Consider the following 18,803-nt stretch of genomic DNA (forward strand, 5'->3'; position numbering starts at 1 on the left):
CGTTACAATATTTAAGATGGATATAACTGTATTGAAAGCGATGCTAACCAGTATAAAGCAAACTCTTGGTATTAACTTATTTGTTAATAAAAAATGGGTTTCAATTACTAACTGTCTTTCCTTTTACCCATAGAACAGCATTGGCTCATGTTCCCCAATAACTGTTTGACTTATAATTTGGTTTGCCAGCATTATGAACGTATCGAAAATGTTTGTGTATGTTATTACATCACATATCTCCCTTATAATATCACGAATTGTAAGAATTTAAATATCAATGTCCAACATGTCTTCATGTGCTTCATTAAAGCTATCGCTATGTTGAATTTCTACCATGTTCTCTATATAAACCGACAATTCCTTAATCGTTTGATTATTATAAAGTTCGTCTAGTAAAATATTAATATCAAATTCTTTGTTCATCTTCGTTATCAAAAGCATAGCCTTTAAGGAATGTCCCCCAAGATCAAAAAAGCTATCGGTAATTCCTATCTCCTCTTTTTTTATTTTGAGTACGTCAGACCAAATAGAGGCTAGGGCTAATTCTATTTTTGTAACTGGTTCTTCGAAAACTAAAACGTCATCAAGATCAGGTAACTCATTTTTGTCTATTTCTCCATTAACGATCGATGGAAAGACTTCCAAACGCATATAATATGTAGGAAACATATATACCGGAATTCGGTTTGCAAGAAATTTTTTCATGCTTCCTACTGCAATTTCTGATTTCGATTTATAATACGCTATGAGATGTTTTGGATTATCCTTTTCCTCAACGACGACAATTAGTTCATCAATGTCGGGGTGTTGAATCAGATTTCTCTCTATTTCCGATACATCAATACGGTATCCGTTTATTTTAACTTGACTGTCAGCACGATCTATATACTCAAACACACCGGATGAGAGTAATCTAGCAATGTCACCTGTTTTGTATAGTGTACTTCCTTTCTTATAAGGGTTCTCTATAAATCTGTCTTTTGTAGTTTCACATTGATTAATATATCCATTTGCTATGCCGGTTCCTGATATATAAATCTCGCCTGTTGCCCCAACAGGTATATAGTTCAAAGTATCGTCTAACAAATAGATTTGCATATTTTGTATTGGCTTACCTATTGGTACTGTAAGGGCATTATCCTCATTATTGAAAACGTGGATCATGCACCCACCTGTAGTTTCTGTATGACCATACTCGTTATAGATCAATACATTATCAAATTTTTTCTTTATCGAGTCGACCATTTGTGTGTTTAATGCTTCTCCTCCAACTATGAATTGTTCTATCTTGCTTCCGCCTTTTTCTGTTTTCGATGTATCAATATTTGCTAATATTTTAAGGTCAGAAGGTGTAACCTTAAGCGTTGTTACCATATCATCCTTTATGATATTTTTTAAGTTCACCAGAGGATTGGTATCACTGTAAATAACCATGTTACTCCCAGTAACTAATGGGGTAAATATAGTGGTGATATTACTATCAAGAGCAATGGATGTAAATAAACCGAATGTTTTTTCATTATCATTAACATACTCTTTGGCAGCCCAATCGATATAATTGTAAAGAGATTTATGTGAGATGACAACGCCCTGGGATTTTCCCGTAGCTTCAGAACTATACATTATATAAGCAGGTGTTGAGGTATCAGGGATAATTTTATCTAACAATGTGGATGGTAAATGAGTTTCTATCGCATCTTCTATAAAGAACTTGTTAATTTTTTCTTCAGTATAAAATGTTTCTGTTTTATTGGTTAATAAAAAATTGCATGAACTGTTCTTTAACATGTACGTGGTTCTTTCCTCAGGATATGTAAGATCTATAGGTAAGTAAGTACACCCAATTTTTAAGATAGCTAATATACCAGTTACAACATTAGAAGATAAGGGTAGCAATAATCCTACAACTTGTCCTGGTTTAACACCATTACTTAACATGTATTCAGCTATTAAGTTGGATTTATGATCAATATCCCTATAACTAAACTGTTCTTTATTATGCCTTATTGCAATATTCTCAGGATACCTGGCAACCTGAGCTTTAAAACGATCTAATACGGTATCAAACTCGAAGTCGTCCTTAGTTGTGGTTGCATTTATTTGCTGATACATGTCCAGTTCAACTTTAGAAACAATTTCTAAATCTTTAATTTGTATGTTAACATTCTCAATCACCGCATCCAGTATAGCATCTATTTGATGCATAATATTTTTCACTTGATTTTCATTATACAAATGATTGTTATATTCTAACCGTATTCTTAAAACATCACCCGGAACAATTACAAAAGATACGTCATAATTTGTGAGATAATGTGAGCTAAGCCCTGTAATGTTGAAATCTGTTTCAAACGCTTCGCTAACTTCACTCATAGTTTCATAAACCGGATAATTTTCTAAAACGAAAATCGTCTTAAATAAATCTGATCCCAAATGTGTCAATTTCTGAATTTCATACAAGGGATAATATTGATAAGATTCGGCCGCTATATAGTCGTTTTGTATTCTCAGGAAAAGTTGTTTAAAAGATTCGTCTGGTCGTATTGCTATGCGCAATGGGATAGTATTAATAAATAAGCCAACAATTTGTTCTACGTTGTCTATTTCTTTGGGTCTCCCAGAGTTAACACAACCAAAAACCACTTCATCTCTATTATTATGTTTCGCTAATAGTAATCCCCAAACCACTTTGAGTATCGAACTTATGGTAACCTTACACGTCTGAGCAACCACTTTGAGCTTTTGCAATCTTTCAGAATCTATTACTAATTCTTCAAAAACATGCTCGGAAGCCAATTTCGTTACCTCTGTTTTAGTTATTTCACTAGGTAAAGAAGTCGATTCTTCATAGCCCTCTAAATAAGCGGTCCAATAATCTTTTGATTTTAGGAAATCTCTATTACCTAACCATTTAATAAAACTAGCATAGGACGGTGCCTCAAAATTTATCTGAGCTAAAGATTTTGTTTTTATCGCTTGATAAATTTCTTTTAAATCTTTAAAAATTAGACTCACGCACCATCCATCCATTAAAATATGATGGTGGCTCAATATCAGTGCGAATTGATTATCACCTGTTTTTATTACTTTCAATCTCATAAGAACATCCTTCTGAAGATTGAATGGTTTATCACGATCTAGCAATTCATGTGTTTTAATCGATTCTTGTAAGGAAAAACTTTCTATTTTATCCGAAATATCATTATAACTGAATTCTATAAAATTTTCTTTCCTTACTATTTGTAGCGGAAATTCTAAATCCTTATGAACAAAAGAAGTTCTAAGAATATCGTATTTCTTGATGATGATATTCATTGTTTCTTTCAGAATATGAATATCTAATGTACCTTCTACATGAAGCGTCATTTGCTGAAAGTAAATATCCTTTTCTTCAAAATTTGAATGGAAATAAATACCCTGTTGCATAGGAGACATTGGGTAGACATCACTTATATCGTAAAGCTCTTGTAGTGCAACAATCTTGTCAAAAGGTAACTTTTTATAAGTTAAGTCTGAAGGAGTCAAAAGGGTTTTGAATGTTTTACCTGCTTCGCTAATAAACTGTTTCAGTGTTGTCTCGTATATCGATAGAATCTCCTTGATCGTTTTATTATTATACTCTTTCTTATTATACTCTATTGAAACTTCAAGCCGATTATCCTTTATAATAGCGGCTATGTTTAACTTATACAAGCTTTCTTTTTGCCCATCTACATCATTTCCTGTATAATCTGTAATAACCTTAAAGTTGTTATCTCCAAGAGTATTACTGAATTGTCCTAAGTAATTAAAACTAATCTCTGAAGTATACGTTATGCCATCCCGTTCTTTACTATTCTGACGAGTTAGTAGATAATCATTACCTTGATTTGGTACCGATCTAAGTTGTTCTTTAGTAGAAATTATTGTAGTATGTAACTCCTTATGATGAGTGATTATTACTGGATAAATGCTGGTAAACCAACCTACGGTCCTATTTAGGTTACACGTTTCATGCACTCTTCCGTGACCCTCTAAATCAATTTTGAACGTATCCATGTTCCATTTTTCATTAAGTGTCATAGATAGACCCGCAATTAACAACTCAAGAGTAGAAGCATTAAATTTGGCATTTGTATCTGTACTAAAAGAAGTCGTTTCAGCTTCAGTAAGTGCAAAACTCTGTTTAGTATTATCCTTGTACAAATTCTGTGGTAACTCTTTATCAACGGGAAGTTTAGAATAGTTTGTTGCTTCTATGGCAGTCCAATATTCCCGAATCTTTGCATAGCCTTCTGTATCACTATAGTTTGCTAAACTTTCGGTCCACAATGAATACGAATCTGTCTTAAATGGTAATTCTAAAGAACGTTCATTATTCAATTGTGTCACTAAACTATCTATATCTTCAAAGAGAATTCTCCAGGACACACCGTCGATTATAAGGTGGTGTGAAATAAGCAATAATTTAGTGCTCGATGGGGTTATAAATAATGCGAGTTTTAGGAGGGGGCCTCGATGGATATCAATGCTTTGCTGTAATGTATTTGCAATAGAATAAAATTCGACTTCGAACTCTTTTTCATTTACGAAAGTATGACTTACCAAATCTAACATGTATGCTTCAGGAGCTACATATATTTGTCTATATTCGTTCTTTTCTTTTTTGAAAATGGCTCGGAGCGCATCATGATGGTTTACTAATTTTTCGAAGATTGACCGAACTTCTTCCTCTGTTATTTTTTTTGTAAACTGAAGCAGAACCGATTGATTAAAATGATTTAAGGCTTGACCGCTAGTATTAAAAAACCAAAACTGAATAGGGCTTAAGGGAACAACTCCCATAACATTCATTTGACTGGAGTGAATTTTCAACGTTTTCATTTTCAACGCCAGTTGTTCAATAGACTGATTATCAAAAATGTCCTTTACAGACACATCATAGCCTTGCGCGTAAAGTCTAGAACATATTTGAATTGATTTGATCGAATCTCCTCCTATTGTAAAGAAATTATCTCTAATTCCTATTTTATCTTTCTCTAATACTTGACACCATACTTCGGCAATTGTCTGTTCGATTTTAGATACGGGAGCGATATATACCTCTTCCGAAATAAGTTCAACACTTTTAAGTTTCTTCCAATCAGTCTTTCCATTTGTTGTAATGGGAATTTCGTTTAAGAGAATATAATCATTAGGGATCATATACTTTGGTAGCAGCTGTGACAAGTGTTTATTAAGATCATTTTTATTAACGGTATCATTTTTTTCAGTATAAAATGCAATTAGAATACCTTCTGTTTCTTCATTAATAACACCTACTACTGCTTCCTTTATTTTAGAAAAGGATAAAAGTCCCGTTTCAATCTCAGACAACTCGATACGGTGCCCTCTTATTTTAACTTGTAAATCTGCGCGTCCCAGTAGAGAAATGGATCCATCCTTGTTCCATTTGGCTAAATCTCCTGTGCGGTACATTTTAGCACCCTCTACAAAAGGATTATCAATAAAAGTAGCTTCTGTTAGTTCTTTATTATTTACATATCCTTGTGCCACACAAGTACCAGAAATATATAATTCTCCTTGCACTCCAATAGGCAATGGTTTATGATTTTTGTCAAGGATGTATGTGAATGTGTTCCATATAGGAGCTCCTATATTATTTAGCTTGTCACCGGTCATCTCATTAGAACGCGTTGCGGCAACAGTAGTTTCGGTAGGGCCATATTCATTTGCCAACATCACTTCCGGCAATATTTGATGATGTCTTTCAACCATTTTCTTATTAGCTCTCTCTCCCGCCAGAATAACTTGTTTTATACTGGTAGTAACTTCCATTGCTTCCAGATCATCAAGAACAGCTCCATATAGCCCCGGCAGTGATGCAAAGTTCGTTACATTATAAGTTAACAACTTAGACACCAATGATCTTGAATTCAGCATATCATCAGGTGATACAAGTACGAGACTTCCTCCAGAAAGTAAGGTGGAATAAAAATTACAACAAAAGCCATCAAAATAGTAAGGGACCAACACAATTGAGTTGTCCTTATATGACAGTTTTGTATTTGCAATATTCCATAACGTGTAATTCACAAGGCTTTCATTACGAATCGCAACTCCTTTTGGGTTCCCCGTAGTACCGGAAGTATATACAATATATACAATATGCTGGGTATCTCTTTTTACTAATACATTCTCAGTAATATCATCATTAGTACTAGTCACATGAGGAGAGACATTTAATATTTCCTCTTCAAACCACTCACATTGTGATACATGAGTGTCCTCGGTAATCAAAATTTCTACATTGCAATCCTGTACAATAAATGTATTTCTTTTATCAGGTGCGTTAGGGTCCAGAGGTATGTATGTACAACCGGCTTTTTGTATTGCCAATATAGTTGAGACCATTGCAAGGCCTGGACTCAAAACCATAGCTATTCGTACAGATTCTTTGTGGGTTTTTTCAATTATTGATTGGGCAATTTTGTTAGATTTATGATGCAATGCCTCATAAGTAAACAACTGATCTTCAAATATAAGCGCTGTTTTTTTAGCGTGCACAACCGCTTGTTCATTAAAATAGTTAATAACACATTTGTTAGGATTGATTTCCTCCAGAGTATCATTAAATTCAAAAAGTATTTTATCTTTTTCTTTTTCTGAAAGGATTTCAATAGCTTCAATTTTTTGATTTGGATTAGAACTAACCTCCGATAAAATTTTTGAAAAGAAATTTGAAATATTTTCAACAGATTTTCGATTCCATAATTGTGAGGCGTACACGAAATTAAAGATTAGCTTGTTGGATTGTTCTACTGCAGATAGTGTAAGATCAAAACGGGATAATACATTTGACTTAAGCGGGACATTTTCAATAAAGCAATTAGTGACATCTGCGTCACCCAAGTTTTCGAATACAAACATAGTATCAAAAAGAGGAGTTCTTCCTGCGTCACGCTCCAACCCTAAATTTTTAATAAGACTTTCAAACGGGTAATCTTGATTATCAAAACCTTCAGTTACCCGTTTTTTAAGTATCTGAATAAATTCTGAAAATGATTGATCTCCATTAGGGTAATTTCGAAGTGCTAGCGTACCCACAAACATTCCGACAATCGATTCAATTTCAGGATCTCTCCTACCAGAAGTAGGTACTCCGACAATAATATCTTCGCTACCACTTATTTTATGCAATAAAATATAAAACGCTCCGAGCAATGTTGTAAATAGGGTTGTTTCATTTGCTAGTGAAAGTGATTTGAGTTGTTCAACAACCACATCATCAAGCTCTAAACTAAGGATACCACCTTTATAATCGGGATTGAGCGGGCGTTTATAATCAATTGGAAGTTCTAAATTAACATAGTTTTTATCAATTTCTCCTATCCAATAGGTTTCCTGTTTTTCAATAGCAGCCTGTTGTTTTTCAGATTGTTGATGAACCGCATAATCTACATAATCAAGTCTGTTTTCTTCTAGTTTTTTTCCGTTATATAAATCTATAAAATCTTTAATGATGATGCCATTAGAGGTACCATCTGTTACGATATGATGCGAATCTATAACAAGATATTGCTCAGATGCAGAAGATTCTATAATACCAATTCTAAATAACGGAGATTCTGTCAATTTAAAAGGTCTTATAAAAGAGGTTACCGCTTGTTGTACATCATCATTTTTAATTATTTGTAGATCAAGCGACAACTCCTCTTTTACGGATTGTACAACTTCTCCTGCGACTACTGTAAATATTGTTCTTAAACTGGTATGTTTTTTTAACACTCCTTCAAAAGCCTTCGTTATTTTTTTACGATTAGGAGCCTCTTTAAATTTATATAGTTTTGGTTCATTATATGCAATGCTATCAACATTTAGTGTCTGCAAAAAATACATGCTCTTTTGCTGAGACGATAACGGATAGTACGTTTGCTTTTCTGCCTTCGGAATGGATATGTGTTTTTTGGAACCTTTTAAAAATAAATTATCTATAAGCAGTTGGAGCGTAGAGTATTCGTAGATATCACTTATAGATAAATCAGCATCAAAAGCCTTATTAATTCTTGAAGCCAAAGTCATGGCTTTTAAAGAATCACCTCCAAGATCAAAAAAATCATCATCAAGCCCTATAGCATCTTTTCCGAAAAAAGTTTTGTAGAGCGATATCATTCTTTGCTCTATTGTGTTTAAATGGAGGGTATCGCTCTGTATCTGAGAATTATCGTCAGTTGAGATAACTTCTCTTCGTGTAGCTTCTAAATAATTACTATGTTGAGCCAAAGCAGCCGTCATGGATGATTTGTGAATGGCAGATTGTACCGCTTTGCTGTTTAAACAATGATAAAAAATACTAATTCCCTGTTCTGGATAAATAGCATCATCAATCGTGCTGTTGATTTCTTTTAAGTTTTCAGAACTAAGCTGTTGCTTCTTTATATTAAAAGTCATCCCTACGTTTAACCAATCACACCAGTTTATAGCAAAAGCGTGTATTCCAAAAGTATCTTTTATATAATGAGCATAGGAATCTAAATACTCATTTGCCGCATTATAACTGACTTGACCAAATTTAACTTGGTAAAATACATTACCCATAGAAGAGAACAAACTAAGGAAATCTAGCTTTCTAAAATCAAAATACTTTTGGAAGTTGTGCAAACCATTAAGTTTAGAACCTAAATATTTCATCATCTCAGCGCGGTCTCTATTTAGTACAATTCCCCCATGATCCACTTCACCAGCTGCCCAAATAATCCCACTAATTTTGGTGTTCTGCTTCTGTAATTCTGAAGCTACACGTTCCACCTCATCGATATCAGATACATCGGCCTGCATAAGTGTCACATTACAACCTGATGATTTCATACGTTTTAAAAGCGCAATCTTATCTTTAATACTATCAGGCTTAGTGGTATCCTTTAGCCATGATTCCCATTGATCTTCAGAAGGAAAAAATGATCTATACACCATAACTATATTAGCCCTCTTTTCTAATACTAGGTTACTTGCAATGCTCAATCCCATTCCCCCAAAGGCGCCCGTTATTAGATAAGTTTTCTTTGTATCGATAGCTACATTAGATTCAATTTTTTCAGATTTTGAAAACTCATCAAAACTTTGGGTCCACCGATTATAGTGGCGATATGCTACCATCGGAGTTATGGCGTTATAGCATATTTCATTAATAGCCAACGATACATATTCAGCTATTTCTTCACCACCCATATTTTGTGGTAAATCAATTAATCTTGCGCTAAGATTATTTATTTCCGAAGGAAGAATTTTTATGGGTGAAAGTATTGTGGAACGAAGCGGATTGATAACATCTTGAGCGGTCACTTTAGCTATTCCCGAAGCAATAACTGAAAGATGAATTTTATTTTTAACACCATTTTTTTGTATGGATTTACCAAGCAAACACAATGGAAGATATCCTTTATTTAATTCGTTATTTATATTTTCCTTTGTATCCGAAACTTTCTCTGAAACGTCGTTTATGCTATAAACAATATCAGAAATACTTATTTCCGCATCCAAGATGGACTTCCATAATAACTCCAAATGCAATTCATCGCAAGCATCCAGAACAAAAAGATCTTCTGCGATTTTTTTAAATTCTGAATTCTCTCTTATACGAATAACCTTTGCTCCCGATGATTTCAAGTCGTTTATCAAGGCATTGTCAAAATTTGACTCTTTCTCAAAGAACACTATACTTTTTTGAGCTAAGGATAAAGGCTTATTTGGGTATAAAGACTTTTTAAAAGTAGGTTGATAAATAAAATTTAAAAGATTTGACGAAACTTCTGCATCAGGAATTTTATCATTTTCCATTCTCAGAATATGATCAATCCTATAATTAGTGGTATAGGTTTGTGGATTAAATGAATATTTCGGCAAAGAAATTCTGTGTCTTTTCTCGTTCTGATAAAAATTGTCCCAACGAATCTCAAGACCATTTACCCACATTTCACCAACTTTACTTATTAAAAACTTTTGGTCATTAACATCCTGCTTTGGATGTCTCATTGTTGATAAAACAACATTAGCATCGGTTTTAAGAGTATTGTTCTGAACTATATTACTTAAAATCCTTCCCGGTCCCACTTCGATAAAACAACTAGTTCCTCTTTTTAATAAGTTAGAGACTCCTTGATGAAAAAGCACTGTATTTCTTAAGTGAGAACTCCAATACCTAGGCTCCTCAACTTCTTCAAAAGCGATCAGTTCACCTGTAACATTTGAAATATAAGGTATTTGTGGAGGATGCATTTCTATCCCAGATACTTCGTTCTCAAATTCTTCAAGAATTGTGTCCATTAAACGTGAATGAAATCCATGAGATGTTACCACGTTAGCGAAGGTTATTTCTTCCTGATCCAACACCTGTTTAAAGTACTCCATTTCTTCCGTAGAAGACGAAACTACAATAGAATTTTCTCCATTAATTACGGAGATATCGACTTCCATAGAATGTCCAGCAATAATAGCATCAATTTCTTCACGAGTTGCTGTTATACTAATCATGGATCCTTTAGGCGTTTTACCCATTAATTCTCCTCGCTTAATAACTAATTTTAATGTATCTTCAAGTGTCATTACACCACTAATACAAGCTGCCGTGTACTCCCCAATACTATGACCTATTAAATAATCCGGTATCAGGCCCCAATGCATGAGTAACTTAGCTATCGCATATTGAATACTAAATAAAATGGGCTGAGTATAGACAGTTTCATTGATTAGACTTGCATCTGAGGTAACAGCCGGACCACTTGTAAAAAGCGCCTCTCTAAAATCTTTATTTGAAAATTTTTCTGAGATTTCAAAACATTCATCTAGGGTATCTCTAAAGAATACTTCCTTTTCGTAAAGATCTTTACTCATTTCAAAATACTGACTACCTTGGCCTGAAAACATGAATATTACATGCTGAATATTCTCTTGCAAAGAAGCCTTATGAATGGCAATACTTTTTGAAGTTAACGCTTCAATAGCTTGTTCGCTATTTTCACATATCAACGAACTTCTATATTGAAAGCGTTTTCTTCCCTTTTGAAGAGTGTATGCCACATCGGCAATAACTTGTTGCGGATGTTCTTTAAAGTAGGTTGCCAAATTCTTTACATTCCCTTCAAAACTTTTTTTACTTTTGGCAGAAACTAGTAGCAATTGAAAATCTCTACTTGAAGAACTAGGGATTCGCTCTGGTGATTCTTCAAGAACTACGTGAGCATTAGATCCACCAATCCCGAAAGAGCTTACTCCGGCTCGCAAGGGTTCGTCTTGTTTCCAATCCTGCAATTGGTTACTAACATAAAAAGGTCCATCATCAAAAGGTACCTTTTTGTTAGGTTGCCTAAAATTTAGGGTTGGAGGAATTTGTCTGTTTTTTAAAGCTAAGGCTGTTTTTATCAGGCCTGCAATGCCCGAGGCGCTATCCAGATGTCCTATGTTTGACTTTACTGCCCCAATAACACACGGTTCTCTCGTGTCCCCGCTAAAAACTTCATTGAGAGCCTCTATTTCAATAGGGTCTCCTAACTGCGTACCTGTGCCATGAGCTTCAATATAACTTATAGATTCTGGGTTTATCTTAGAAACGCCTAAGGCTCTTTTAATTACTTCAATCTGTCCACGCACACTCGGGGCAGTATATCCTACTTTAGCGGAACCGTCATTATTGGTAGCAGAACCTTTTATTATGGCATAAATATTATCATTATCCTGAAGCGCATCTTTTAATCGCTTTAGGACAACGACTCCCGACCCTTCACCAACAATTGTTCCACTGGACTCTGCATCAAAAGGTCTACATTTGCCGTCTTGCGACAAGATCATTCCTTCTTTGTATACATATCCTTGTTGTGAATAATTATTAACATTCACCCCACCAGCTAATGCTACACGACATTCACCAAGTAAAAGACTATTACAGGCTTCGTGCACTGCTACTAATGATGATGAACAGGCCGATTGAACAAATAACGCAGGTCCAGTTAAATCAAGCTTATAGGCTATTCGGGTACTTAAAAATGTAATATCCCCTAATTGAGATGCGGTGAATTCATCTAGTAGTTCTTCGCGTTTATTTTTAATACTTGCATGTAGCATCCATTTTGGATTGGGAGAACCCGCTGCAAATACGCCTATTTTAGCATTATTTTCATTAGCATATCCAGAATCTTCGAGAGCCTCCCAACATGTTTCGTGAAACAATCTAGTTTGTGGATCCATTAATTCTGCCTCATCCGGAAGGTAATCAAAAAATGAAGAATCAAACTTCTCCTTATCCTTCAGGTAAGCACTTGACCTTACATACTTTGGATCTTCTATCTCTTTTGCAGTAGCTCCCTCGGCGATTGCTTCCTCTTTTGTAAAACTTGAAATACTATCTTTGCCAGACTTCAAGTTTTCCCAAAATGCCTCTGGAGTTTTGGCATCAGGAAATCTACACGATAATCCAATAATTGCTATTTCTAAGCCAGTATATGTACTCATATCTTTAATTTAGATTGTTAAGCAAGTCAATAACATTGCTGATTTGTTCTACATCATCTCCCGTATCCGTTGATGAGAAAGAAACAGGATTTTTGGAGGTACTTAAGTACTCAGACAGATCTGCTATTATAGGATAGCTGAAAATCTTAGCTACAGAAATTTCTTTATTAAACTCTTTTTTTATTCTTTCTGAAATTTGTACCACTTTCAGAGAGTCTCCTCCGATTTCAAAGAAATTCATATATATACCAATCTCATACTCGGGAACCGCTAGTATATCGGCCCAGATTTTAATAAGCTTTTTATGGATTTCATTCTTCGGAAGATCGTCAACAGACCTTTTAATACTAGGGTCTGGTAGGAGTTTTTTTTCTAGTTTTCCATTATTTGTCAACGGAAAACTAGCAACTCGAATGAAAAATGAAGGCAACATATAATCTGGTAAAAATTCTAATAAAAAACTTCGGAAATCTTTATTATTAATCTTTTTATCCGCAATATAGTAGGCGCATATCACATCATCATTAGTAAAAGACTTTACTGCTACGACGGCATCTTTAATTAGACTATATTCTTGTAACACTTTTTCAATTTCATCTAGCTCAATACGATATCCTCGTAATTGAATTTGATTATCCAATCGTCCCAGATATTCTATATCCCCATTCCATAAAATTCTACCGAGGTCACCCGTTTTATACATTTTGCTACCTGGTTTAAACGGGTTGTCAATAAATTTTTTCTTAGTAAGTTCTTCATTGCCAAGATACCCTCTAGCGACTCCACTACCACCGACATATAATTCTCCAGTTATACCTGGAGGGTTTCTATTTAAATCTGAATCCAGCACGTACATGGATAAGGTAGAAATAGGTACCCCAATATTACTCTTACCATTATCTATTTCTTTGCTCGTTATTTCTTTATAAGTAACATGTACGGTTGTTTCAGTAATACCGAACATATTAATTAATTGTACTTCAGGATATAATTTTTTCCATGCTTTTAATTTCTTTGGTTGCAATGCTTCACCACCAAATATCACGTGTCGTAAATATAATTTCGTTTTTTTGTCAATTTCTGATGCGCTATAATAGCTCAACTGGTAAAAAGCACTTGGAGTTTGATTTAAAATAGTAACCTTTTCTTTATGAAGCAGATCAATGAAAAGTCTGGTATCTTTGGTAGTATCCTTCGGAACAATTATAAGTGTCCCTCCAAAAAGAAGAGCGCCATAAATCTCCCACACACTAAAATCAAAACAGGGGCTATGAAATAGGGTCCATACATCCTGTTCGTTAAAGTTAAAATTGGTTGAGTCATTAAAAAATAGGCGAACAACGTTTTTATGTTCTATCATTACCCCCTTTGGTTTCCCGGTAGTACCTGATGTATAAATTATATAACACAAGGAGCTGGGAGACACCATATTAAAATCACTTGCAGCCTGTGTCGGATGCTCCTGAGCATCTTCAAAGAACAGCACCTTTTTATTGTAATTATCGGGTACAATACAGTTTTTAGTAGTTAACAAATATGTGCACTTGCTATCTTCAAGCATAAACTTAATTCTCGATATCGGGTGGTCTACATCTATTGGCAAATAAGCAGCACCGCACCTCAAAATGGCAAGCATCCCAATTATAGTGTGCATAGATCTGTCAACAAACAGACCCACAATGGTTTCACTTTTGACTCCTGACTCCAGAAGATACATTGAGAGCTTATTTATTTCTTCATCAAGTTCTGAATATGTTAGTTGCTCATCTCCAATTTTCAAAGCCACCTTGTTAGGATTTGCTATTACTTGATTTGAAAACAAACTTACTATTGTTTCTTGTTCAGGATACTTAATGTCTGTATTATCAAATTCGTTATAAATAGCTATGAATTCTTTATCGGATAAGAGCTTAACTTTTGAGACAAGAGTATCCGGCTCTTCTAAAACACAGTGCAAAATATTTACGAAATAGTTACTATATTTTTCAATAGTTTCTCTTTTAAATAATGCCTCAGCATACTCAAATTCTAGGTTCAAACTTCCATGAATCTCCGAAACCCTGAGTGTAAGATCGAACTTTGAAATTTTATTGTAAGACTCCATCTCCTGAATTTGCAAGTTTTCAAGTTCTAAAGCATTCTGTTCAAAATTTTGATAGGTATACATCACATCGAATAGCGGGTTTCTGCTGTTCTCACGATTTACTTCTAATTCATTAATCAAGTTTTCATAAGGATAAGATTGATGCTCGAAGCAAACCGATATTTTTTCCTGTACCATTTTCAATAAGGTCGTAAATGATACTTCAGATGGTATCTTATTAGTTATCACTAAAGTATTAACAAACATTCCTACCACACCTTCCAAATCTGCGTGCTCTCGTCCAGAAGTTGTAGTCCCTACAGAAATTTGAGAGTCGTTATAGAGTTTTTGTAGTAAAATATTTAAAACCGTAAATAACAGTACATACGGAGTGGTGTGATTGGCTAGAGCTATAGTGTTTAGTGTATTAGTAGTATCCACACTAAGTTTGTGCTTCACAACATCACCGAGTTCCTGTCTTTCTGCCGTTCTTTTAAAATCAATGGGTAGGTCTGATAACGAATTGATATCTTTTAATTGTTCGTGCCAGAACTTTTTTGACGCTGTTGTATTATGGGCAAGACTCTTTGATAGCCAAGAGACATAATCTACATATTCTATCTGTGGTTTTGTAATGCTCTGTCCATTATAAAATTTGCTAAAATTTTCAATTAAAATACCCTGAGAAACGCCATCGGCTATAATATGATGTAAGTCTACCAATAAATAGGAAAGGTCTTCTTCATCATTTTTATAAATCGCTGCTCTTATCAATGGAGCTTGCTCTAAATTAAATGGTCTTAAAAATGAATCAAAAGCTTCATTCATCGAACTTTTTCGGCTTATTAATTCTAAATCAAAAGATACATGCTCATTTATTTTTTGATAGAGAGCACCATTTACCATACGGAAAGAAGTTCTCAATGCCGCATGTGTTTTTATTAATTCTTTAAAAGCAGCCACCACTTTTTCAATATTTAAATTGCCGTTTATTTTAGCTACATACAACATATTATAAGAGACCGATTTTTGATGGATTCTCTGTAATAAGTAAAGCCGTTTTTGTGCTGGAGAAAGTTCATAACGAAGCATCTTAGGCGATGGCTTTATAGGCACATACGCTTGTGTTTCATTTAACTCAATACAATCGGATAAGCCAGCTATTGTTGGTGACTTTAAAATTTGATTAAGAATTATTTTTACATTGAAAATCTTTCTAATTCTATTCTGTAATACCATAGCTTTTAAAGAGTTTCCGCCTATTTCAAAAAAATTGTCGGTGATACTAATATCCTTTTCTGAAATTGAAAGTATTTCTTCCCAAACACCCATAAGCTTTTCTTGTACTAAATTGTTTGGAGCAATTAGTTCCTTAACAGTATCCGATTCGTCATTGAATTTAGGGAAACGCTTGGTATCAATTTTCCCATTAGGAGTCAGAGGAAATTCTGGCAACTGAAGTATTTTAGCTGGCACCATATAATCAGGTAAAGAGCCCTTAATTTCATTTCTTAACGCTTCGATATCTACCATTTTTGATGCAACCACATAGGCAACTAAATCTTTGAAGTTCCCGGATTCATCTACCAAAACTTTAGTTTGCTTGATATAAGGATAGCAGCTAAGAATTTTGGTTTCGATTTCGCCAAGCTCAATTCGATAACCCCGTAATTTTACTTGATTATCAACACGTCCCAAAAATTTTAAATCTCCATTAGGAAGATATTTCACTAAATCCCCCGTTCTATATACAGGATCTTTTGAATTTTTTAATACGATAAATCGTTGTGAAGATAGCTCTTCGTTATATAAGTATCCGTTACATACCCCATCCCCCCCAATATACAGTTCTCCCGGAAAGCCAAAAGGAGTTTTATTAAGATTTGAGTCAAGAACGTATAATTGAGTATTGACTAAAGGAGTACCTATAGAAATGCTTGAGTCTTTTGATATTTCCTTGACTGTTGACCATACGGTAGTTTCAGAGGGACCATAAGCATTAAAGATCTTACCCTGGTATGTATTCCTTAAAATTGAAAGTATTTCTTTTGGGAAAGTTTCACCTCCTAATAATATGGATCGTAGTCGCGTCAATGCCAAGTTAAACACTTCTGAATCCAATAAAATTCTAAAATGAGAAGGTGTTCCTTGGAAGATATTTACCCCTTCTTCAATTATTATCTCGGCTATCTTTTCTGGGTTCTTTTGATCTTCGCTACTTACCAATACTACAGACATACCAATGGACAGTGGTATAATCGTTTCCGTAAGGAAAATATCAAACGAAACTGTTGTTATACATGAAATAACATCTTGCGCTGAATAGCCGGTTACATCAAGAAAACCATAATACAGATTGGTCAAGTTTTTATGCAACACCACACACCCCTTAGGGTTACCTGTTGAGCCAGATGTATAAATAACATATGCAGCTTTATCAGATTTTATAGGTATATCTAAATTATCCGAATTCGCATTTCTGAATAGTGTTCCGTTAAAATCGACTTGTATCACCTTTACGGAAAGATCACTGCAGATATTTTTAAGTTCATTTTCGGAAATTAACAACGATAACTTACTATTTTCAACTATATAATCAATTCTTTTTTTGGGGTATTGAGGGTCTATTGGAAGATAAGCAGCACCAGTTTTTAAAATAGCTAGCATATAGATAATAAGGTTCTCAGACCTTTCAGCTAAAATTCCCACAATATCATTTTCAACTACTCCTTGCTTTATAAGAAGTCTTGCTATCTTGTTGGCTGTTTCATTAAACTGTTGATATGTTATTTTTTTTCCATTATTTGAGAGTGCTATTTTATTGGGGTATTCGCGTACTCTTTCATTGATTATAGTCACAATACTTTCATGAGGGTGCTGGGTACTCTGTGCATTTAAATCATCAATTTGTTTTAAAAACTCTGGTGTTGCAAGACTAATATCACCAATATGAGTTGTACTATTTTCAAAAAGCTTTGTGAGCATTGTAGTCACACACATTTTCAAATTCTCAATACCGAATGTAGAGATTTTGGAGGCATCAAATGTAAACTCAATGTCCAGCGTTTCTTTGAAAAAGACCGATATTAATAATGGAGAATCGATACTTTCTCTTACAGAATCTAGTGTTATCTGGGTATCCAGATTCAAAATAGACTTGTCTAATGGATAATTTTCTACAGCCACTACGATATCAAATAAATCCTTACTGGGACCTAACTGCTTCATTTCTTTTAGCTGAGCGTAAGGAATTGTATTAAATTCATTTCTTTCTAAAAGATGTTGATGAGTCTGATGAACAAGCTCGAGTACCGATATCTTATCTATTTCTTGCATTCTAAGTGGAAGGGTATTTATAAAAACACCCATAACTTCATCTAATCCATTATTTGCTATGGATCGAGTAGACACGGTAGTACCAAAACTAAAATCCGTAACACTAAAGCATTTGCTAAAAACAATTCCAAGAACCGCATAAATAATAGAAGCTTTCGTAACGCTCTCTTGTATAGCAAACTGTTCTAAGGTTTGCATTGATGATCTGGACAATACTTTATGATGCAAATCGTTCTTATCACTTTCATTTCTTACCAGATACTGTGTTATGTTAACAGGTTCAAAACCAGTTAAATAACGTTTCCAAAAATTTTGTTCTACTTCACTATTAAGATGTTGATTATATAATTTATACGCCGTGCTATAATTTATTTTTGAATGACTTTTAATTTGGAAACCTTGCGTAAGCTTTGAATACACGTCAAAAAATTCTTTCAAAAATATTCCTGTACTCCAACCGTCATAGAGAATATGATGATGAGTTATTAACAAGTGATAACGATTTTTTGTCTCTTCAATAACAGTGATACGCAGCGGTACTTGTTTTAGATCGAAACGCTTTAACCAATCACTATTTTTGATGGTTTCAACCTGTTTTTTATTTGTTAATGCATGAATGTACTCAAAATTTAAAGGAATCTCTTTCAGTATAATTTGAATCGGATTGCTAATATTCTCCCATCTGAAAACAGATCGAAGTATATCGTTATTTAGTTGGACATTTAAAAATGCTTTCTTTAAAAATGGTACAGAAACATTTTCTTCAAAGATAAAGTGGAGCTGAGTATTATATGAATTGTTATACTCATCCCGTAAATAATGAAAAAGCATTCCCTTTTGGGTTGCATTTAGATTAATAATATCCTTAATGTTCTTCTTATCGAGCATACGTATACAGATT

2 protein-coding genes are annotated in these 18,803 nt (G+C 34.2%); both read right to left on the reverse strand.

The features are described 5' to 3' along the window. Nucleotides 1-267: 267 nt before the first annotated feature. Complete coding sequence (locus tag BD809_RS08105) at nucleotides 268-12,483, reverse strand: non-ribosomal peptide synthetase/type I polyketide synthase (RefSeq protein ID WP_148782470.1); 12,216 nt, start codon at nucleotides 12,481-12,483, stop codon at nucleotides 268-270. A 4-nt stretch (nucleotides 12,484-12,487) separates the two neighbouring features. Beyond that, entirely contained in the window at nucleotides 12,488-18,790 is a 6,303-nt protein-coding gene (locus BD809_RS08110; protein ID WP_148782471.1) for a non-ribosomal peptide synthetase, read from the reverse strand. Nucleotides 18,791-18,803: the final 13 nt, after the last annotated feature.

It is taken from the genome of Aquimarina intermedia (assembly GCF_008124785.1).
Lineage (GTDB): Bacteria > Bacteroidota > Bacteroidia > Flavobacteriales > Flavobacteriaceae > Aquimarina > Aquimarina intermedia.

Excerpts from the sequence above, each read along its gene's own strand:
- BD809_RS08105 (WP_148782470.1), bottom strand. The coding sequence starts at position 12,483 with ATGAGTACATATACTGGCTTAGAAATAGCAATTATTGGATTATCGTGT.
- BD809_RS08110 (WP_148782471.1), bottom strand. The coding sequence starts at position 18,790 with ATGCTCGATAAGAAGAACATTAAGGATATTATTAATCTAAATGCAACC.